Origin of the sequence: Streptomyces violaceus (genome assembly GCF_036014075.1) — a bacterium.
Classification (GTDB): domain Bacteria; phylum Actinomycetota; class Actinomycetes; order Streptomycetales; family Streptomycetaceae; genus Streptomyces; species Streptomyces violaceus.
Genome location: NZ_CP107911.1, coordinates 258270 through 278690 on the forward strand (window position 1 = coordinate 258270; position 20421 = coordinate 278690).

General features: G+C 70.5%; 19 protein-coding genes. 8 read left to right on the forward strand and 11 right to left on the reverse strand.

Annotated features, from left to right (window positions below):
* Window positions 1–274: 274 nt before the first annotated feature.
* Window positions 275–883, forward strand: a complete 609-nt coding sequence (locus tag OG542_RS01185; RefSeq protein ID WP_328407381.1) for a pyridoxamine 5'-phosphate oxidase family protein — start codon at window positions 275–277, stop codon at window positions 881–883.
* A gap of 28 nt (window positions 884–911) precedes the next feature.
* Here OG542_RS01185 and OG542_RS01190 read toward each other — a convergent pair whose 3' ends face one another.
* Entirely contained in the window at window positions 912–1892 is a 981-nt protein-coding gene (locus OG542_RS01190) for a threonine ammonia-lyase (protein WP_328407383.1), read from the reverse strand.
* Window positions 1893–2010: 118 nt separating this feature from the next.
* Here OG542_RS01190 and OG542_RS01195 point away from each other — a divergent pair, with 118 nt between their 5' ends.
* Entirely contained in the window at window positions 2011–2547 is a 537-nt protein-coding gene (locus OG542_RS01195) for a cupin domain-containing protein (protein ID WP_328407385.1), read from the forward strand.
* 239 nt (window positions 2548–2786) lie between these two features.
* Here OG542_RS01195 and OG542_RS01200 read toward each other — a convergent pair whose 3' ends face one another.
* Window positions 2787–3392 carry a DUF998 domain-containing protein gene (locus tag OG542_RS01200; protein WP_328407387.1) on the reverse strand — a complete coding sequence of 202 codons (606 nt, stop codon included), beginning with the start codon at window positions 3390–3392 and terminating at the stop codon, window positions 2787–2789.
* A gap of 101 nt (window positions 3393–3493) precedes the next feature.
* On the opposite strand from OG542_RS01200, the gene OG542_RS01205 reads away from it, so the two are divergent.
* From OG542_RS01205 to OG542_RS01220, 4 genes are all read left to right on the forward strand, one after another.
* Entirely contained in the window at window positions 3494–4297 is an 804-nt protein-coding gene (locus tag OG542_RS01205) for a DUF817 domain-containing protein (RefSeq protein WP_328407389.1), read from the forward strand.
* Window positions 4298–4420: 123 nt separating this feature from the next.
* A complete protein-coding gene (locus OG542_RS01210) occupies window positions 4421–5251 on the forward strand; it encodes a PP2C family protein-serine/threonine phosphatase (protein ID WP_328407391.1) in 831 nt (276 codons plus the stop codon).
* 60 nt (window positions 5252–5311) lie between these two features.
* Window positions 5312–6313 (forward strand): MASE1 domain-containing protein, encoded by a 1002-nt coding sequence (locus OG542_RS01215; protein WP_408057706.1) that lies wholly within the window; start codon window positions 5312–5314, stop codon window positions 6311–6313.
* A gap of 79 nt (window positions 6314–6392) precedes the next feature.
* Window positions 6393–6890, forward strand: a complete 498-nt coding sequence (locus tag OG542_RS01220) for a molybdenum cofactor biosysynthesis protein (RefSeq protein WP_328407395.1) — start codon at window positions 6393–6395, stop codon at window positions 6888–6890.
* Between the two features lie 23 nt (window positions 6891–6913).
* Here OG542_RS01220 and OG542_RS01225 read toward each other — a convergent pair whose 3' ends face one another.
* The 3 genes from OG542_RS01225 to OG542_RS01235 form a co-directional block, all read right to left on the reverse strand.
* Window positions 6914–7576, reverse strand: a complete 663-nt coding sequence (locus OG542_RS01225; RefSeq protein ID WP_311129669.1) for a YceI family protein — start codon at window positions 7574–7576, stop codon at window positions 6914–6916.
* Between the two features lie 187 nt (window positions 7577–7763).
* Window positions 7764–8573, reverse strand: coding sequence for a transferase (locus tag OG542_RS01230; RefSeq protein ID WP_328407398.1), 810 nt, complete (start codon window positions 8571–8573; stop codon window positions 7764–7766).
* A complete protein-coding gene (locus OG542_RS01235) occupies window positions 8570–9832 on the reverse strand; it encodes a glycosyltransferase family 4 protein (protein WP_328407400.1) in 1263 nt (420 codons plus the stop codon). Before OG542_RS01235 ends, OG542_RS01230 begins: the two co-directional genes overlap by 4 nt.
* A 228-nt stretch (window positions 9833–10060) precedes the next feature.
* Between OG542_RS01235 and OG542_RS01240 the strand changes: the two genes are divergently transcribed.
* On the forward strand, window positions 10061–11779 hold the full coding sequence (locus OG542_RS01240) for a VanW family protein (RefSeq protein ID WP_328407402.1): 1719 nt from the start codon (window positions 10061–10063) through the stop codon (window positions 11777–11779).
* A gap of 115 nt (window positions 11780–11894) precedes the next feature.
* A complete protein-coding gene (locus OG542_RS01245; protein WP_328407404.1) occupies window positions 11895–13292 on the forward strand; it encodes a Tat pathway signal sequence domain protein in 1398 nt (465 codons plus the stop codon).
* A gap of 63 nt (window positions 13293–13355) precedes the next feature.
* On the opposite strand, the gene OG542_RS01250 is transcribed toward OG542_RS01245, so the two are convergent.
* The 6 genes from OG542_RS01250 to OG542_RS01275 form a co-directional block, all read right to left on the reverse strand.
* On the reverse strand, window positions 13356–14153 hold the full coding sequence (locus OG542_RS01250) for a carbonic anhydrase (protein ID WP_328407408.1): 798 nt from the start codon (window positions 14151–14153) through the stop codon (window positions 13356–13358).
* A 187-nt stretch (window positions 14154–14340) separates the two neighbouring features.
* Window positions 14341–16560 (reverse strand): catalase/peroxidase HPI, encoded by a 2220-nt coding sequence (gene katG, locus OG542_RS01255; RefSeq protein ID WP_328407410.1) that lies wholly within the window; start codon window positions 16558–16560, stop codon window positions 14341–14343.
* 50 nt (window positions 16561–16610) lie between these two features.
* Window positions 16611–17048 (reverse strand): Fur family transcriptional regulator, encoded by a 438-nt coding sequence (locus OG542_RS01260; protein WP_184586573.1) that lies wholly within the window; start codon window positions 17046–17048, stop codon window positions 16611–16613.
* A 152-nt stretch (window positions 17049–17200) separates the two neighbouring features.
* A complete protein-coding gene (locus tag OG542_RS01265; protein WP_328407412.1) occupies window positions 17201–18130 on the reverse strand; it encodes an HpcH/HpaI aldolase/citrate lyase family protein in 930 nt (309 codons plus the stop codon).
* Window positions 18120–19340: a CaiB/BaiF CoA transferase family protein gene (locus OG542_RS01270; RefSeq protein ID WP_328407414.1), complete on the reverse strand. Its 1221-nt coding sequence runs from the start codon at window positions 19338–19340 to the stop codon at window positions 18120–18122. Before OG542_RS01270 ends, OG542_RS01265 begins: the two co-directional genes overlap by 11 nt.
* Before the next feature lie 119 nt (window positions 19341–19459).
* Complete coding sequence (locus OG542_RS01275) at window positions 19460–20383, reverse strand: LysR family transcriptional regulator (RefSeq protein ID WP_328407416.1); 924 nt, start codon at window positions 20381–20383, stop codon at window positions 19460–19462.
* Window positions 20384–20421: the final 38 nt, after the last annotated feature.

The following is a 20421-nucleotide window of genomic DNA, read 5'->3' on the forward strand; positions in this document are numbered from 1 at the left end:
AACAAGAACTCCTACGCCAAAAGAAGCATTTGGTGAAGGCCCTGAAGGCCCGGTCGAAGCGCTTCGGCGCGGAGTCGGATCGCCGAGGGACTGAGAGTCGTCGTGCTCTACGCTCTCGTGCATGGCCGGTGGCGCTTTTCGGCCTGGCAGGTGACTAAATCAGTCATTTGCGCCGAGGCGAACACCCGGAGAGACCCCGTCAGGAGGACCGTTGCACCACGATGAGCGGGCAGACCGGCCCGGAAGTCAGGGCGAGCACCAGATTCAACGTGAGTTGGGCACCGCCGGTCGCGCCGACCGGTTCTACGACGAGCAGGTGCTGGACCGGCTCAACCCACGCATGCGGGAGTTCGTGGCCCGCCAGGAGATGTTCTTCCTCGCGACTGCGGACAGCCACGGCGAATGCGACAGCACCTTCCGGGCCGGCCCGCCCGGCTTTCTCCAGGTACTCGATGAAGGGGCCTTGGCCTACCCGGAGTACCGCGGGAACGGGGTCATGGCCTCGCTCGGCAACATCCGGGAGAACCCGCACGTCGGCCTGCTGATGATCGACTTCTCTCAGGACCGTATCGGTCTGCATGTCAACGGCCGGGCGCGGCTGGTCACCGACGACGCGATGCGCCAGAGGTATCCAGAGCTACCGGTTGATCCGGTACCCGGCCGCCGTCCCCACGTGTGGGTGGAGGTCGAGGTCGAGGAGGCGTACATCCACTGCTCGAAGCACATACCGAGGCTGGTCAGGGCACCGCTTCGGCAGAACGCCGACAGGGCCGGCAGTTCCGCCGCCGACGGCGAGCAGGCCTGGGGCTCCGACGACGTCAAGCGCAAGGGTGGCGACTACTTCGGAGCGGCGGCCCAGGAGCGGGGGCTGGCTTCCCGCTGAGCGTCAGCCGGCCTGCTCCCTCATTGGGTCAGGACCTGTGGGTGGAAGCCGCGCCGATCCAGCGGTGATAGGCGTCTACGTCGACGTTGCTGCCGCACACGATGGTGACCACGTGCCGTCCGGCGAAGCGGTCACGGTCTTCGAGGATCGCAGCGATGCCGAGCGCGGCCGACGGTTCGACGACGAGGCCGGCGTGGTCGAGGAGCTTGCGCATACCGGCCATGATCGACGTCTCCTGGACCAGGACGGCGTCGTCGGCGACCAGGAGGAGATCGTCCAGCACGGCCGGGATGGGACGCCGGCCGGCGACGCCGTCGGCGATGGTGTCGGTCGAGTCGGTGGTGACGACGCGCCGCCTGCGCCAGGAGTGTGTCATCGCCGGTGCGCCGAGCGGCTGGACGCAGATCACCTCGACTTCGGGTGCCAAGGCCTTCACCACATGGCCCACACCGGTGGCCAGCGCCCCGCCGCCGAGAGCGATCAGAACAGCGTCGAACACCGGCACGGTGTCCACCAGTTCCAGGCCGATGGTCGCCGCGCCCTCGCAGGTCTCGAGGTCCAGGCTGTCCTCGACCAGCCGGATGCCGTCGTGGCGTGCGATGGCCGCCGCCCGCTCGCGAGCCATCTCGTGGTCGCCGTCCACCAGCTCCAGCCTGGCGCCCAACGCGCGGATGCGATCAAGTTTGGCCACCGTCACGATGCGGGATGCCACGACGGTCACGTCGATTCCCCGGCCGCGACCGGACCAGGCGAGGGCTTGGCCGAGGTTGCCCGCGCTGGCGCACACCGCGGCCCGTGAGCCATGGCCGACGAGCAGGCTCGCCACCACCTCGGTGCCGCGGGCCTTGAAACTGCGGACCGGGTTCGCCGTTTCGAGCTTGATGCTCACCGTGCACCCGAGATCGGGTTCCAGGGCCTCGCAACGGTACAGCGGAGTGTCGAGGAACACCGGGTCGATCACCCGGCGAGCCGCCCGGATCCGAGCGGTGTCGAGGCGCGTCTCCTGCACGACGAGGCAGCCTAGCCCGGCATCGGCGAAGGCAGGGCGTGCCGCAGCGAATTGACCCATGATTATGGCCTTGGAATGCACCCCGAAGCCGGTCGATCGGCTCCATAGAGTCGTAGTCATGACGACGAAGACGAACGAGACCACGCAGACCACACAGATCGCGCAGACCGCGGACTTCGGCCCCGTCCTCACCCGCGCCGCCGACGCCGAGACGACCCGTGACCCCAGCAGCGTCATGACCCTTCTCGCGGACTCCGGCCACACCGGCGGGCGGCTCACCAGCTACCGGTCGACGTTCGCCGAAGGCGCGGTCGGAGCGCCCGCCCATGTGCACACCAAGGCGTCCGAGATGTTCTTCGTGATCGACGGAGCGCTTCAGGTGCTGGTGGGCGAGGAGATCACCGTCCTGGAGGCCGGTGACTTCCTCGTCGTGCCGCCGCACACCCCGCACGCCTTCGCCGCGGCGCCCGGCAGGACGGCCGACGTACTGTTCGTCTTCACCCCGGGCGCCGACCGCTTCGACTATCTGCGGCTCCTCGGCCGGGTGGTGCGCGGCGAGGCCGATCCGCAGGAGATCAAGGATTCCTCGGAGCGGTTCGACAACCACTACGTCGACAGCCCGGCGTGGCGCGAGGCACTCGCCACGCGCAGCTGAGACGGAAAGCGGCCGCCGACGCCCTCGGGGAGCACCCTTGTGTTCAGCCTCGACGGACGGGTCCTGGCGGCGAGCGACCGGACCGGGCGGTCGCGCTCCGGGACGGCGAGCTGCGCCATCGCGCGGGAATCCCGCGGAACGTCTTCCCCTTCTCCCTCGGCAGCCCGCTTCTCCCTCGGCAGCCCGCTCAGTCCCCGCACACCTCCCGGTACGCAGCCTCCGGCACTACGTCCGCCAGGTCAGCCTCGGTACTCGTCGCGGGCGGGTCGAGGAAAGGAGAAGCAGGACAGGACGACCGCGAAGGGCCAGACCGACTGGAGCGTCGTCACCGCGCGTTCCACTGCGCCAGGGGCGCCCTGCTGGTGGAGTTCGGCCAGGAACCACGCCGCGCCCAGCGCCATCACGGCGGTCGCCCCCAGTGCGGGAAGAGGCCGCAGGGCCCATGGCACGGCATCGCCTCTTCTGGCGGCCAGGACGGGCCAGGCTGCGAGGACGACGAATCCCCCGACGGCGACCGAACCGTGGGTGAGGGAGCCGCCGCTGCTCGGCGCCGGAAACAGGGCCACCGCCAAGGCCGCCACGCCCCCGGCCGCCAGGGCCGCGCGTCCCGCGGGCGCGGCCGGGCGCAGCCCCCACGCGGTGAGCAGGTGGCAGATGCCCAGGGCGATGAAGGCGGCTGTCATCACCCAGTAGCTCGAGCCGCCGGGAGCCGCGAGGACACTGATCGTCTGGGCGGCAGGGTCGTAGGAGGGGCCTTGCAGGGATGCCGCCACCGCCCAGCCCATGATCAACACGACTGGCGCACCGCCGGACGAAAACAAGACCCATTTCGGAACAGATCGCACCAGGACACCGTAAAGCGGATCTTCGGCTCCTCGCCCCACGAGCGGCGGGTGAGGCGGTTCGCCGCAACCGGTCGGCGTGCGGTGCCGTCCTAAAGGGCACCATGATCCCTTCAAGCTTCGCCGGCCCCTGGGCCGCACCGGTGCGCCAGCTGCTCGACTTCGCGTGGACACAGACGCGGGCCTGCGCGTTCGCCATCGCCCTGCTGTGCGGCGTGGCCGTGTCCACGCTGCTGCCCGAGCTCCCTGTGGCGCGCTACGACCTGCTGGTGGTCTACGGCGTGCTGCTCACACTGGTGTTCTGGATGCGCGGCTGGGAGAACGGGCGGGATGTCGCCGTCATCGCGGTCTGCCATGTCATCGGTCTGGCCTTCGAGCTGGTGAAGGTGTCGCTCGGCTCCTGGAGCTACCCGGAGCCGGCTGTGCTGAAGTTCGCCGGTGTGCCGCTGTACGGCGGGTTTCTCTACGCGGCTGTCGGCAGCTACATCTGCCGTGCCTGGCATCTGTTCGACCTGGAGATCGTGCGCTATCGGCCGCGTGCGACCGCTGCGGTGGCTGCGGCCATCTACGTCAACTTCTTCAGCCATCACTGGCTGCCCGATGTGCGGTGGCTGCTGGCCGGGCTGCTCGCGGCCGTCACGACGGGGACGTCGGTGCGCTTCACGGTGCGGGGCGGGCGTCGGCAGATGCCGCTGGCGGTGTCGTTCGTTCTGATCGGGTTCTTTCTGTGGGTGGCGGAGAACCTTGCCACCCTGGTCGGCGCGTGGCGCTATCCGTATCAGGAGCACGGCTGGGAGCCCGTCGGGATAGGAAAGTTCGGCGCCTGGGCGTTGCTGATCAGCGTGACCTTCGTCCTGGCGGCGGTCGGCCGGCGCGCGGACTCCGGGGTGGTCCGGTCGGTGCGTTGAGCGACCACGGGGAGCACGAGTCGTCGCCTGAGCCCTCAAGTGAGTATCATCCTATGGACACATTTCAGGTGATTTGCCACCGAGGGTTATCACCGACCGTGACCACCCTCGCCGGAGTGATCAATGTCCCGCACCGGCACCACGGACGACGGCGACGAGCTGCTGACCAGGCTCGGGGATCTGACGGCCCAGGCTCGAGCGCAGGCCGAGATGCAGCGCTCCCGGGTCGAGCTGGCCCTCGCGCTGCAGAGCGGCATGCTCCCGCGGGATCTGCCCGTCGCCCGGCGGCTGCATCTGGCCGTGCGGTACGCGCCCGCGTGCCAGGGCCTCAACGTGGGCGGCGACTGGTACGACGCCTTCACGCTGGGCGACGGCCGCATCGGTCTGTCCATCGGTGACGTCCAGGGCCACAACATCGAGGCAGCCGCCTTCATGGGGCAGGTGCGGGCCGGGCTGCGGGCCCTGGCCTCCGTCACCAGCGAGCCGGGCGAGGTCCTGGCCCGGACCAATGATCTGCTGCTGTCCCTTGGCTCGGACCTGTTCGCCACCTGCACCTTCATGCGGCTCGATCCGTGCGCCGGGGTGCTGGAGAGCGCGCGGGCGGGGCATCTGCCCTGTATCTGGGCCACAGCCGACGGGAAGTCCGGCCTCACCTCGGACGAGGGCGGGCCGCCTCTCGGTGTCCAGAGGGGGACGCCGTATCCGGTGACCCGGTACGAGCTCACCACGGGCGGTGTGTTCGTGCTGCTCACGGACGGTGTCGTGGAGGGACCGTCGATGCGGCTCGAGGAGGGACTGGACCAGGTGACGCGGCTCGCCGGCATCGCGGCGGTGGCGGGCATGGACGTGGACGCGCTCGCGGCCGCCGTGATCAAGGGCGCCGAGCGGGTGGGGCACGACGACGACGCCGCCGTACTGGTGGTCGGCCTCGACGGGCCGGACGCTCAGCCATAGGGCCGCAGGGCTCCCGCTCTCACCTCGCCGACACGGCGACCTCGGTGTCTGATGGCTGCTGTGGTGGGTAGCCAGGATCTGCGTACGCCGGTCGTCCTCGTTCTGCAGACGCTGGCCGTCGCCGCCTGCTATTACCTGTCGGGGAAGCTGGGCCTGCTCCGGGAGCTGGTCGTCGAGGGCGCGGTCGTCACACCCATCTGGCCCCCCACCGGCGTCTCGGTCGCCTTCCTGCTGCTCTTCGGGCTGCGCTGCTGGCCGGGGATCGCCCTGGGGGCCTTCTTCGTCATCCTGTCCATCACCTCCCTCACGCCTTCGGCGCTCGGCGTCCTGGCGGGCAACACGGCGGCACCCGTCGTCGGGTACCTCCTGCTGCGCCGGGCCGGTTTCCGCACCGATATCGCGCGGCTGCGGGACGGTCTCGCCCTGGTGTTCCTGGGGGCGTTCACCGCCATGCTGATCAGCTCGACCGTGGGCGCCGGCCTCCTGATCGTCACGGACAAGCTCGACGGGCCGAGTTTCTGGGCCGTGTGGCTGGCCTGGTGGGTGGGTGACGCGATGGGGGTGCTGATCGTCACCCCGGTGCTGCTCCTGCTGGCCCGCATCCGCCTGCCGCTGCGTCTGACGCGCTGGAAGGAGGCCTCGGGCCTGGCGCTGATCGCCTGCTGTGTCGTTCCGCTGGCCGCGCACAGCTGGCTCAGTCTGCTGTACCTCGTCTACCCCCTGCTGATCTGGGCGGCTCTGCGCTTCCAGCTGGCGGGCAGCATGCTCTGCGCCCTCTTCGCCTCGATCCTGGCCACGGTGGCGGCGACCGACCGGGCCGGGCCGTTCGACGGGCTCAGCCGCGTGGAGGTGATGCTCAAATTGCAAGCCTTCAACGGGGCGATGGCCCTGACGGCACTCATCCTCTCGGCCGTGATCACCGAGCAGGTCCACACCCGGCGTTCCGTGGAGCGCGCGTGCCAGGAACTGGTCGAAGTCCTGGAGCACCTCACCGCGGGCGAGTCGGCGGACGGCCGGGCCCCACCGGAGGAGGGCGGGCTCGGGCGGAGGCAGGACGAGTAACGGGCCGAGGCGGCGCCGTACGTCTTCGCCGGTCTGCGGGACCCGTCGGGAGTGGATACCGAGCCGTAGGGTGGGCGTCATGACCGAGGTGGAGGTGCTGGAGCTGCTGGTGTCGCCTGCGCACCGGCTGGCCGGACGACCGTCGGACGGGCCCTCCCCCGGCCCGCCGGACGAGCGCGTGCCCCGGGCGGAGGTGCGCCGCGGTCTGGGACTGGTGGGCGATCGCTACTACGCACGGCCTGCCCACCGGAACGCGTCGGTGACCATGATGGCCTCGGAGAACCTCCCGGAGGAGGCCGATCTTCGGCGCACACGCCGGAACATCCTGCTCAGAGGCATCGACATCGACTCGTACCTCGGTACGACGATCTCCCTCGACTGCGGCGGCGGGCCGGTGGAGTTCGCCGTGCACCGGCCCGCCCGGCCCTGTGCCTGGATGGACGTGACGATCGGCCCCGGCGCCCAGCGTGCCCTGCGCGGGCGGGGCGGCGTGCGGTGCACGCCGCTGAGCGACGGGGTCCTCACACTCGGCCCGGCCACGTTCCGTGTCGTGGCCGGGGCCGACGCGATGTCGTGAGCCGTGCGGCCGCGCCCGGAGGGTCAGCCGGCCGACGGGGGCATGCGGATGGCGGCGATATCGAGCTGCAGGCGCACCTTCTCGCTCACCATCGCTCCGCCCTCGGCCAGCCTGCTGTTGTACGTCAGCCCCCAGTCGGAGCGGTTGATGGTGGTGGTGCCGTCGAATCCGGCCCTTTCGTATCCGAAGGGGTCGGTGACGTGTCCGATGTAGGTCAAATCCAGTACGACGGGTCGTGAGACGCCTTTGATGGTGAGGTCGCCCGACATGCGGAAGAGGTCCGAGCCCGTGTGTTCCACGCCGGTGCTGGTGAAGCGCATACGCGGATAGGTCGCGGTGTCCAGGAAGTCACGGCCCACCAGGTGGGCGTCGCGTTGTTCCACGCCGGTGTCGACGCTGGAGGTGAACAGTGTGATGTCGGCCCGGGATCGGGCGGGGTCGCGCGCGTCGAAGTAGAGCCGGCTTTCGTACTCCAGGAAACAGCCGCGCACGGTGGTCACCATGGCGTGCCGGACGGAGAAGCCGATCCTGCTGTGCGCGGGGTCGACGACCCATTCACCGGTGAGGTTCGTCAGGTGGGGGTCCGGCAGCACGGCAGTGGGGGATGCCGGTGCGCCGGCCGGGCGCTGTGGGGGAACGGGCGGCGCCTGCCGGCGGGACGACACGACGCGGTTGAACAGGTTCATGGTTCATCTAGGTACTTGAGTTTGGTTATTGCCGCAAGTCCCCTTCCCTTTTGCGGCTGTTGAGAACGAGCGCGTGACCTTTTTGCCGCCGCTTTGCACAAAACCCACACACGCTTGGCGCGGCGCTTTGACGAAATAACCACCCGAAACTCCATGGATTTTCATTTCGGGCATGTCGGTATTCGGCTTACGTCATCTCGATCGCGAGGTCGTTGTCGACGGTGTAGTAAGGACGCGTGGCAGTTCCGTCCGTAGTCATGGCCGGGTAGACGTACACGTGCTTGCGGTCCGCCACGTCGTCGAGGAGCCGGCCGATCCTGATCGGCCGCGCGTCGGCGGTGGGCCGGACGAAGGCGTCCCAGAACCGGCCTGCTCCCCCACCGTCGACCGTCAGGTCCTTCTGGCCGGCAGTGAAGGAGAAGCCCCTGCCGTCCTCGTCGATCCGGGGACGGAGGCTCCGTACTGTGTCGCTGCCGCGCAGGCGCAGCCGCACGGTGGCGTCCTCGTGGAGCCGGGCGCCGTGCAGGCGGGCGTCGACGGTGATGGCGCGGTCGGTGACGTCGATGGTCCGGGCCTCGGCGTGGGCGGTACGCAGCCATGCCCGCAGGGCGAGGAAGCCGTCCTTCGTGACGTACGGGATCCTGACGGCGACCGGCGAGGGCCGGTCGCGGAGGTGTCCGTCGACGAGGGCGCGCAGGTCCCGCAGGCCGGGGCGCAGCCGCTGCCGGTCGGCTCCCGGTTCCGGCAGCAGAAAGAGGTCCCAGCGGCCTTCGTCGAGGGCCTGGAGCGGTTCCAGCACGGCGTGCCACTTGCCGTCAGCCGGGTCGGGCTCCAGTTCGAGGTGGTGGCGGGCCGTCTCGGACCGGCCTTTCTTGGGGCGCAGCGCCAGGAGCAGCTGGGGGCGGGCGGCCGAGGCCGGGGGGAGGCGGAAGGTGATCCGGCCGTCCGTGTCGATGGCGCAGTCGGTGCGCAGGGGGGTGTCGTGCTTGCTCATCATCGTCCCTTCCGTATCGCGCGCAGGGCGCCGGCGGCCGCGGTGTGGGCGAGGTCGCGGGCGGCGTGGCCCCGTCCCGTCAGCGGACTCTCCGTCCGGCGGGCCTGCCCGATGCTCCGCCGGCCTGTCCTTCTGGCCGTCAAGGCCTCGTCGAAGATGCGTTCGGCCTGTGCGACGACGGGGCCCGGGGCGAAGCGGTGGGCGTTCTCCAGGGCGGTGCGGCCCATGCGGCGGCGTCGCTCGTCGTCGCCGACGAGTTCCAGCAGGGCCGAGGCGAGGGCGTCACGGTCTCCGACCGGCACCAGCCGGCCGTCGGTCCCGTCCTTGATGATCTCGGCGGGACCGTAGGGGCAGTCGGTGCTGACGACGGGCAGTCCGCAGCGCATCGCCTCGACGATGGTCATGCCGAACGGCTCGAAGTCGGACGTGGCCGCGGCGATCGAGGCCTTGGCCCATTCGGCCTCCATGGGGGTGGCGGCCCCCATCAGGAACACGTTGTTCCACAGGCCGAGGCGTTCGATGAGCTGCCGCAGCGCGGGCTGTTCCTCGCCCTTGCCGTAGATGCGCAGCTGCCAGTCCGGAAACGCGGCGGCGACCTGGGCGAACGCCTCGATGAGGAGGTCGTAGCGCTTCACCCGCACCAGCCGGCCGGCGGCGATCACGATCTTGGCGGTGCCGTCGGCGTGAGGCAGCGCGGGGTCGGGGACGCTGTTCGGGAGGGCCTCCACATGGACGCCGGGCAGCCACATCTTGCGCCGGTAGGCGGCGGCGTCCGCTTCCGTGACGGTGGTGACGACGTCGAGGCGGCGGTAGGCGCGGCGCAGGGCGGTGCGCAGCCGCGGCGAGTGGTTGTCCAGGGTGAGGTGCTCCTGGCCGACGCGCAGGACGTGCTGCGGGGCCTGGCGTGCGATGTGCACGTTGAGGCCCGGGCGGGTGCCGATGACGACGTCGGCGTCGAGCGACTCGAGGTGCTCGCCGATCCGCTGGTCGGTCAGCTCGCTGTACTGGCGGTGGCGGTACTCGGCGGGCGGGTACACCCGCGCCGGTCTGTGGTGCAGCGGATGGTCCGCTTCCTTGCGCAGGTCCACCAGCGGCCGCAGCCGCACCCGGGGGTGCGGGGTGAGATTGGGGTGCTCCCGGTGGCGTAACGCGGAGACGATCTCCACGTCGTGCCGCTCGGCGAGCGCCCCGGCCAGGTTGAAGGTGGTGGTGATCGTGCCTCCGATTCCGTAGGCGTTGTGGATCAGGAAAGAGATCTTCATGGTGGCCTAGACCGCGTCAACGACCGGACCGTTGTTCGTCGTTACCACTCTGTGGCCGTGGCCGGCCGCGGCGGCGCAGGACGGGCGTTCCCGCCGGTTCAGACATGATCTCGGACATAAGTGGTCTGGGCCATACCCGTTTGCCGCCCGGTTGTGAATAGCTTGACGTGTTTGCCCGCAGCAGCGTCGCGTCATCGGGTGCACCCTCGCATCGATCTCAGGAGACCCATGCGCCCCCGAATAACCTCCCTTCCGCGCATCACCTCCCTCCAGCCCTTCGCCCTGGCCGGCGGCGCGCTGGCCGTGGGGGTCGGCGGTCTGTATCTCGCCGGGCTGATGCTCACGGGCGGGGAGATCGACACCGGCACGACCGTGCGCGGGGTGGAGATCGGAGGGCTGAGCCGCGCCGAGGCGGTGCGGAAGCTGGAGCGGCACCTGGGCGCGGACGGCGCGCGGGAGATGCCCGTGAAGGTCGGGGAGCGCACGGGCACGGTCGATCCGCGGCGCGCCGGGCTCTCCTTCGACGTCCGGGAGACCGTCGACCGGGCGGCACGCACCGGTGCCGATCCGCTCAGCGTTTTCGGCGGGTTCTTCCGTTCGGGCGGCGTGATCGAGCCGGTCGTACGCCTGGACGAGGACAAGGCCCGAGCGGCCCTCGGGCGGCTGGCGAAGGGGCTCGACCAGAAGGTCCGTGACGGTGCCGTCTCCTTCGATGGCGGACGGGTCGAGGAGGTCGCGCCGCGCACGGGGTACGCGCTGGACGTGAACGCCGCGGTCGGTCCCCTGCGCGCCTCCTTCCTGCGCGGGGACGCCGACGCGGTCACGTCGCTGCCCGCCCGTGAGACCCGGCCGAAGGTCACCACCGACGAGGTCAGGCGGGCGGTGCGTACGTTCGCGGAGCCGGCCGTGTCGGCGCCCGTCATCCTCACCGCGGCCGGCAAGCGGTTCACGGTCGGCCAGGACGTGCTGGGCGAGCATCTGGCCATGCGGCCGGACGGCGGCGGCAGGCTGAGACCGGAGCTCGACGCCAAGGGGCTGCGCACCGACCCCGCCGTGGCCGGCCCGCTGGACGACGTCACCACCACCGCAGAGAACGCGAAACTGGGGTCCGACGGCGACAGGGTCGTGGTCGAAGAGGACGCCAGGGTCGGCCGGGAGGTCACCGACAAGGCGCTGGGCAAGGCGGTGCTGCCGCTGCTCACGCGATCGGGCGCCGACCGCGGCGGCGAGGTGGCCGTACGCGAGACCCAGCCGGAGGTGACCCGGGAGAACGCCCCGGAGCTGGGGCTGACGGAGAAGATGTCCTCCTTCACCGTCCACTTCGAACCGGCCGAGTACCGCACGAAGAACATCGGCCGGGCGGTGGAACTCATCAACGGCTCCGTCGTCAAGCCGGACGAGACATGGAGCTTCAACCGGACCGTCGGCGAGCGCACCGAGGCGAACGGCTTCGTCGAGGGCATCATCATCCTCGACGACAAGTTCACGAAGGCGTCCGGTGGCGGCGTCTCGGCCGTCGCGACGACCATGTACAACGCGCTGTTCTTCGCCGGGGTCAAGCCGGTCGAGCACGGCGCGCACTCCTTCTACATCGAGCGTTACCCGGAGGGCCGCGAGGCCACGGTCGCCTGGGGCAGCCTGGACCTGAGATTCACCAACGACTCCGGCAAGGCGATCTACATCCAGGCCGAGTCCACGGACACGTCCGTGACCGTCTCCTTCCTCGGCACCCGTGCGTACGACGAGATCAAGTCGGTCAAGGGTCCGCGCACCGAGGTGAAGAAGCCGTCGAAGAAGGTGAGCGACGACAAGGAGTGCGTGCCGCAGACGCCGCTCGAAGGGTTCGACGTCACCGTGGAGCGGGTCTTCTACAGCGACGGCAAGGAAGTGAAGCGGGAGCCGTACCGTACGCACTACACGCCGCGTGACGAGATCGTGTGCGAGTGATCCACCCGTCGTTCGACTTCTCGTGGAACTCTCCTTTTCTGCCAGGGCGTTGACCCGTCCTCAGGGCGTCAGCAGAATGAGCGCGCAGTGCTGAGAGCGCTCTCAAGGGAGATTCATGACTGGCAGACAAGGCCCGGCGTTCAGCCGGCGTTCGCTCATCGGTGCCGGCCTCGGCATCAGTGCCGTGGGGCTTGCCGCGGCCGGTACCGGGCAGGCCATGGCGGCCGGTTCGGCCGGCGCGGGCCTGGGATCGGCCCCGGATCGGGGACGGGCCTTCCTCGCCGCGGCCATGGATGCCTATCCCGACCACGGCGGCATCCGCCTGACCCAGAGCTACACCGACCAGGCCGGCCTGTTCAGCACCGCGTTCACCTACGACAACGCCCTGGCGATCCTGGCGCACCTCGCGGCCCGGACCGCGGGCGCTCTCACCAGGGCAACGGCGTTGGGTGACGCCCTGCTCCACGCCCAGTCGCACGACCCGGCGTACGACGACGGCAGGCTCCGGCAGGCCTACAACGTCGGGCCGTACACCTTCTACGACGGCTCGCGGCAGCCGGACGGCTTCGTACGGGCGGACGGCACCGTCAACGTCGGTACGCAGTTCGGCTTCACCGGCACGGCGGTGGGCGACATGGCCTGGGCGGGGATCGCGCTCAGCGCGCTCGCCCGCCGTACCCGAGCGCGCCGCTTCCTCGCCGGTGCCGTACGGATCGGCGAGTGGATCGAGCGCACCGGCCGGACCGACGAGCCCCTGGGCGGCTACAAGTTCGGGGTGGACGGGGCGAACCAGAAGCTGCCGTTCACTTCGACCGAGCACAACACGGACCTGGCGTGTCTCTTCGGCAGGCTCGCCAGGCTCACCGGGGACCGGGTGTGGCTTAAGCGGCGCGGGCGGGCCGAGGCGTTCGTGCAAAGGATGTGGGAGCCGTCCGGGGGCTTCTTCTACACCGGCACCAATGACGGTGTGACCGTCAACAAGTCCCCGATTCCGGAGGACACACAGACCTGGACCCATCTCGCGCTCGGCTCCGGTGGCCGTGGCTACGCGCGTTCGCTGGACTGGGCCGCGGCCGGACTGGCCGTGCTGGACCATGCCGGGCGCAGGAACAGCACGGTGCCCGCGGGGCAGTCGTACGAGGGGGTCACCTTCAGCTCGGCGAGCCTCGTGGCGAACGAGGACGCGCCGATCGCCGAGGGCCAGCCCAGGCCTGACCGCAACGGCGTGTGGTTCGAGGGGACGGCTCACCTCGCGCTCGCCCTGCGGGACCGGCGGGACCGTGGTGACGAGGCACGCGCCCGGCGCCTGATCGTCTCGATCGAGCGGGCCCAGGATCTGCTGGGCGGCGGGCAGACCGTCGGCGGCAGGGCGCTTCCCGAGCGCTGTGGAGTGGTGTCCGCGAGCAGTCCGTTGGACACCGGGTTCGGCTTCGGCTACTACCCGTACCGGCACACGGGGGCGACCGCCTGGTATCTGCTGGCGGCGGCACGCTCCAATCCCTTGGCGGCATGACGGCCGGGTGGGGCAGCGCGGGACGGAAGGGCCCCGCGCTGCCCCACCGGGCTGCTGCGCGGGTCAGGTGACGGTGCGGACCGCTTGGCTGGTCAGGTCGTAGCGGGCACCCACGACGGCGAGTTGCCGGGTCTTGATCCTGGCGGCGAGGTCGGGCTCGGCGGCCAGCCGGGAGCGCACGCGCCGTATGTTGGCGTCCACCGTCGCGGCGATGCGCGCGTCCCCCTCCTTGGTGTGGTCTATGGCCGGGCGTATCTCGTCGGCCAGGTACTGGATGTGGTCGGGCAGATGCCCGCCCGACTCGTCGGCCTCCACGGCGGCTCGCACCGCGCCGCACGACTGGTGGCCGAGCACGACGACCAGCGGTATCCCCAGCTCCAGGACGCCGTAGGCGATGCTGCCGAGCACGGCCTCGTCCAGGACCTCGCCGGCGCTGCGCACGGTGATCAGGTCGCCCAGCCCCTGGTCGAAGACCAGCTCCGGGGGCACGCGTGAGTCGATGCAGCCGAGCACGACCGCGAAGGGGTGCTGGGCTGTGGTCAGCTCCTGCCGGAGGTCGGGGGTTTCGTGGGGGTGGAGCTCTCGGTAGGCGCGCCAGCGGCGGTTTCCGGACGCGAGTTCCCTCAGGGCCTCGTCCGGTGTGCCGGGCCGCGGGCGGGTGCCGTGGGTGGGGGCGGGGGCGGCGCGGGTGGCGGCGGTGGCCGGCCGGGCGGCGCTCAGGCCCGCGCCGAGAGCCGCGGCTCCGGTCAGCGCGGTGCGCAGGAGGCTGCGACGGAGGGGGACCGTTGTGGCGGTCCGGGCGTCGGCGACGAGGTGCTGTTCATGGCCGGCGCCTCTGTGAGCAGTGGCATCTGAGTTCACGACCAGAACGTATGCCCGAGTTCGGGCCCGGCCGCGATTCTTGCCGATTCATGGTGAGAGTTGGGTAAGTGATGTTCTTACCTTGAACGGCTCTTGACGGTCTCTCAGGGAAAAGCCCTCACAAAAAAGCAGGACGTCCGGGCCGGCCGTTGCGGGCCGGCCCGGACGTCCTGTCAGGCGGGGGTGATCAGACCAGGTCGAACCGGTCCAGGTTCATGACCTTGACCCAGGCGGCGACGAAGTCGTTCACGAACTTCTCCTTCGCGTCGTCGCTCGCGTAGACCTCGGCGAGCGCCCGCAGCTCGGAGTTCGAGCCGAAGACCAGGTCGGCACGGCTGCCGGCCCACTTGACCTCGCCGGTGGCGGCGTCGCGGCCCTCGAACGTGGTCTGGTCCTCCGAGGTCGACTTCCACGTCGTGCCCAGGTCGAGCAGGTTGACGAAGAAGTCGTTGGTCAGCGAGCCGGGCGTCTTGGTGAAGGCACCGAGCGGGGACTGCTGGTAGTTGGCGCCCAGCACACGCAGGCCACCGACCAGGGCCGTCATCTCCGGGGCGCTCAGGGTGAGCAGGTTCGCCTTGTCGAGCAGCAGGAACTCGGCCGGCAGGCGGTTGCCCTTGCCGTGGTAGTTGCGGAACCCGTCGGCGGTCGGCTCGAGCGCCTCGAACGACTCGGCGTCGGTGTGCTCCTCCGTCGCGTCCACGCGGCCCGCGGCGAAGGGAACCTGCACCTGGAAGCCGGCTTCCTTGGCGGCCTTCTCGACGGCGGCGGAGCCGCCGAGGACGATCAGGTCGGCCAGGGAGACCTTCTTTGCACCGGAGTTGAACTCCTGCTGGATGCCTTCCAGGACCCGCAGGACCTGCGCCAGCTCGTCGGGCTCGTTGACCTCCCAGCCGCGCTGCGGCTGCAGGCGGATGCGGGCGCCGTTGGCACCGCCGCGCTTGTCGCTGCCGCGGAAGGTGGATGCCGAGGCCCACGCGGTGGACACCAGCTGCGAGACGGACAGGCCCGACTCGAGGAGCTTGGTCTTCAGCGTCTCGATGTCCTCGGCGCCGATGGTCTCGCCTTCGGCCTCGGGCAGCGGGTCCTGCCAGATCAGGGTCTCCTCCGGGACCTCCGGGCCGAGGTACAGGGACTTCGGGCCCATGTCACGGTGGGTCAGCTTGAACCAGGCGCGGGCGAAGGCGTCCGCGAACTCCTGCGGGTTCTCGTAGAACCGGCGGGAGATGGGCTCGTAGATCGGGTCGAAGCGCAGCGACAGGTCGGTGGTGAGCATCTTCGGGCGGTGCTTCTTCGACGAGTCGTGCGCGTCCGGAACGATCTCCGGGGCGTCCTTGGCGACCCACTGGTTGGCGCCGGCCGGGCTCTGCTCGAGCTCGTACTCGAACTCGAAGAGGTTCTTGAAGAAGCCGTTGCTCCACTGGGTCGGGGTCGTGGTCCAGGTGACCTCGAGGCCGGAGGTGATGGCGTCCCCGCCCTTGCCCGTGCCGTAGGTGCTCCTCCAGCCCAGGCCCTGCTCCTCCATGGTGGCGGCCTCGGGGTCGGCGCCGACGTTGTCGGCCGGGCCGGCACCGTGGGTCTTGCCGAAGGTGTGGCCGCCGGCGATCAGGGCGACGGTCTCCTCGTCGTTCATCGCCATGCGGCCGAACGTCTCACGGATGTCGCGAGCCGCGGCGATCGGGTCCGGGTTGCCGTTCGGGCCCTCGGGGTTGACGTAGATGAGGCCCATCTGGACCGCGCCGAGCGGGTTCTCCAGCTCGCGGTCGCCGGTGTAGCGCTTGTCGTCGAGCCAGGTGGTCTCGGGGCCCCAGTAGACGTCCTCCTCGGCCTCCCAGACGTCGGCGCGGCCACCGGCGAAGCCGAAGGTCTCGAAGCCCATCTGCTCCAGGGCGACGTTGCCGGTGAGGATCAGGAGGTCGGCCCAGGAGATGGACTGGCCGTACTTCTTCTTGACCGGCCACAGCAGACGGCGGGCCTTGTCGAGGTTGCCGTTGTCCGGCCAGCTGTTGAGCGGGGCGAAGCGCTGCTGGCCGGCGCCGGCGCCGCCGCGGCCGTCGCTGATGCGGTAGGTGCCGGCACTGTGCCAGGCCATACGGATCATCAGCGGGCCGTAGTTGCCGAAGTCGGCGGGCCACCAGTCCTGCGAGGTGGTCAGTACCTCGGCGATGTCCTGTTTGACGGCGTCGAGGTCGAGGTTCTTGAAGGCCTCGGCGTAGTCGAAGTCCTTGCCAAGGGGGTTGGCCACCTCGGGGTTCTTGGCGAGGATCTTCAGGTTGAGCCGCTCGGGCCACCACTGGCGGTTGCCACCGCCCTGGGTCGGGTGCAGCGCGCGGCCGTGCGCGACAGGGCAGCCGCCTCCCGTCTCCTCCGACTTCGGGTCGGTGACGATCGCGTCGTGGTTCTCAGTCATGGAAATCCTTCCGGACGGGTGGATCACAGTGCTCGGGTGGATCACATCGCTCAGGAACTGCGTGCGGTGGAGCAGGCGGGGCACAGGCCCCAGTAGATGACCTCGGCCTCGTCGACGGCGAAGCCGCGGTCGTCGGACGCGGTCAGGCAGGGGGCGTGGCCGACCGCGCAGTCGACGTCGGCGACGGCTCCGCACGATCGGCAGACGAGGTGGTGGTGGTTGTCGCCGACCCGTCCCTCGTAGAGGGCCGGGCTGTTCGGCGGGTCGAGGCGGCGTATGAGTCCTGCCGCGGTGAGTGCATGGAGTCCCTCGTACACGGCTTGGACGGAGATGTGGCCGACGCGGCCGCGGACCTCGGAGGCGATCGCCTCGGCGCCGAGGTGGTCACCGTCCCGCACGGTCTCGAGCAGCGCGACGCGGGCGGCCGTCACCCGCAGGCCGGCACCGCGGAGCTCTTCGGCGGTGGTCGGGTTCCGGGATGCGGTCATGCCGGACAACCTAACGGCACAAACACGAGCGGTTCAAGAAAACGAACGGTTCAATTTTGGTGTCGTCTTCGTGAGGCCTTGTATGGCGGGCCTCATCGCAGGTTTGTGAACTCCGTCACAGTGATTGTGCCGTGGGGCGTCGTCGGCGGGTGTCAGCCCTGTCCGTGGCGTGTCAGCACCGCTCGTGCCGTCGCCGCCATGGCCTCGTCGACCATCTGGCCCTCGAAGGTGAGCGCGCCGGTGCCGGTGCGCTGGGCCGAATCCACGGCGGCGACAAGGCGGGCGCAGCGGTCGAGTTCTTCGGGGGTGGGGGTGAAGACCTCGTTGATCACGGGGATGTGGGCCGGGTGGATGGCCATCATGCCGTCGTAGCCGAGGGCGCGGTTCTGCTCGGCGAAGGCGCGCAGGCCCGCCAGATCGGCGAGGTGCGTCCACAGTCCGGTCACCGGGTACGGCGCCCCGGCGGCACGGACGTCGAGCAGTACGCGGGAGCGCAGCGCCACGGTCTCGGTGCCCTGGGGGCTCCAGCGGTAGCCGACGGCGCGCTCCACGTCGCCGCCCGGTGCGGTCAGCGCACCGGCATGGGCGACCCGGGGCGCCGCGGCGGCGATGTCATAGGCGTCGTGGAGGGCGCGGGCGGACTCCAGCAGGGGGACCAGGGTCGTCGTGCCGACGGGGAGGCCGTGTTCCTGTTCGCACCAGGTGATCAGGCGGTCGGCGAACCGTACGTCGGCGGCGGTGTGCACCTTCGGCAGGACGATCCCGGCCGATCCGGGGCGTACGACGGCACGCAGTTCGTCGGCGGCGCTCCAGCCGTCGAGCGGGTTGATCCGGACGAACAGAAGCATGGCCCCTGCCGGTTCCGCGGCGGCCTCCGCCAGGGCCTCGGCCACCCGGGCGCGGGCGAGCGGCTTGTCGGCCGCTGGCACCGCGTCCTCCAGGTCGAGGATGACGGCGTCGGCGCCGGCGGCGCGGGCCTTGGGGAGCCAGTCGGTGCGGTGGCCGGGGACGAAGAGCAGGGAGCGCAGGGGTGCCGTGGCGCGCGCCTCGCCGCTCGCGGGCGTGCCGGCGTCAGACGGCATCGTTCTTCTCCAGGGCCGCGAGTTCCTCGTCGCTCAGTCCGAGCCAGTCCCGGTACACGAGGTCGTTGTCCTGGCCGAGTGCGGGGCCGGTGCGCCAGATGCGGCCGGGGTGTTGCCGGAAGTGCGGGATGACCGCCTGCATGCGTACCTCGCCCAGGTCGGGGTCGTCGACGGTGACGATGTCGTCGCGCTCGGCGTAGACGGGGTCGGCGGCGATGTCGGCCGCGTCGAACACCCGGGAGGCCACGACCTCGGCGCGGGCGAACGCCTCCAGGCACTCGGCCTCGGAGCGCTCCGCCACCCAGGCCCGCAGACCGTCGTCCAACTCCTTGCGCCGTGCGTGCTGTTGCTCCGAGGTGGCGAACTCCTCCTCCGGCAGGCCCAGCAGCCGGGCCACGTTGCGTACCGAGCGCAGGGTCGCGGAGGTCACCGTGATCCACTGCTCGTCGCGGGAGCGGTAGGTGTTGATCACCGCGGCGGGGGCGACCGCCAGCTGGTTGCCGGAGCGCTGCGGCACCGTGCCCAGCTGGTCGTGGACGATGACCTGCCACTCGACGAGCCGGAAGAGGGGCTCGAACAGGGCGAGGTCGATCCACTCGCCGTCGAAGTCGGGGTCGTGGTCCCGCCGGTGGAGAGCGGCGAGGACGGCGTAGGCGCCCATCAGGCCGGTCACGGCGTCGCCGTGCGAGAAGCCGGTGTGGACGGGCGGGCCGTCGGGGGAACCGGTGAGGTGGACGACGCCGCTGCGAGCCTCGCCCATCTTGCCGAAGCCGGGGGCGTCGGCCTGGCTGGAGGTGGCGCCGAAGCCGGAGATCTGCAACAGGACCGCCTGGGGGTTGATCCGGTGCACGGCCTCCCAGTCGAGGCCCCAGTCGCGCAGCCGCCCGGCGCGCAGGGTGACGATGACGACGTCCGCCCAGGCGACGAGGCGGTGGGCGACCGCACGAGCCGCCTCGTGGTGCAGGTCGAGGGTGACGGAGCGCTTGTTGCGACCGGCGACCTTGAACCACAGGGGAACGCCGTCGCGCCGGGGCCCCATCGCGCGGGCGGCGTCGCCGGCGCCCGGGGGTTCGACGTGGACGACGTCCGCGCCCTGGTCGGCGAGCATCGAGCCCGCGAGCGGGCCGGCCACCACATGGGCGAACTCGACCACTTTCAGCCCGCGCAACTGTCCCTGCCCGGTGGCGTTCGGCTTGTCCTTGTCCGGCACGGATGCGTCCCCTCGGCTCAGCTGCTGGTTCTTCAGACTGCCGAGACGCAGAAATGCCTGTCCAGCAAAAGAGCGCCATCAATCCATGCGGTAAGCGCATGAATGGCCTTCGCCGCGGATCAGGCCCAGGACACCCCGGGCGGCAGTTCCCTGCCCTGGGTGCGGAAGTCCTCGAGCGTCTCCAGGAAGCGCTCGGTGACGGACGGGAGGGTGCGCCGTGCACGCAGGGCGATGTCGAGGCGCCGGTCGACGACGGGGTGGACGAGCGGCCGGAAGACGAAGGGGCCGGTGCCCAGCAGGGGCAGGACGAGGGCGGGCAGCGCGCTCACGCCGAGGCCGGCGGCCACCAGTCCGCCCACGGTGGCGACACTGCCGGCCTCCGCCGCGGGTACGGCGTGCGCGTCGACCTGGCCGAACGCGGCATCGGTCAGTCGGCGCACGCTCGAGTCGCGTCCGACGGCGAGGAACGGCTCTCGGGCCAGATCCGCCCATCCGACCTCGTCGTGCTCCGCGAGCGCGTGGTCCTCGCGCAGGACGGCGACGAAGCGGTCCCGGACCAGGGGGCGGTGTTCCAGCCGCTCCGGGGGCACGCCGACCGTGGTGATCGCGAAGTCGGCGTCGCCGGACAGGACCCGGTTCAGCACCGCGCGTTCCAGGCCGTCCAGCAGACGTACGGCCACGCGTGGCCGGTCCTGCCGGAAGCCGGAGATGACCTGCGGGAGCAGCACCGCGGCGACGGAGGGCAGGGTGGCGACGGCGACGGTGCCGGACTCGCCGAGCAGGAAGCGGTCCAGTTCCTTCATCCCGGCCCGGTGGGCGCTGAGGATCTGCTCGGCGATCCGCAGCGCTTCCGTACCGGCGGCGGTCAACTGCACGTTGCGGGTGTCTCGTTCGAGGAGTTGCGCGCCGACCTGCCGTTCCAGGTCGGCGACCGCGCGGCTGAGGGACGACTGTGAGACGCCCAACCGGGCGGCGGCCGCGGTGAAACTCGTCTCCCGGGCGACGGCCGCGTACGCCGAGAGCTGTCGCAAGGTGGCTTCCATGGCCGGGAAGCGTACGTCAGCGCGAGCCGATTGATGCG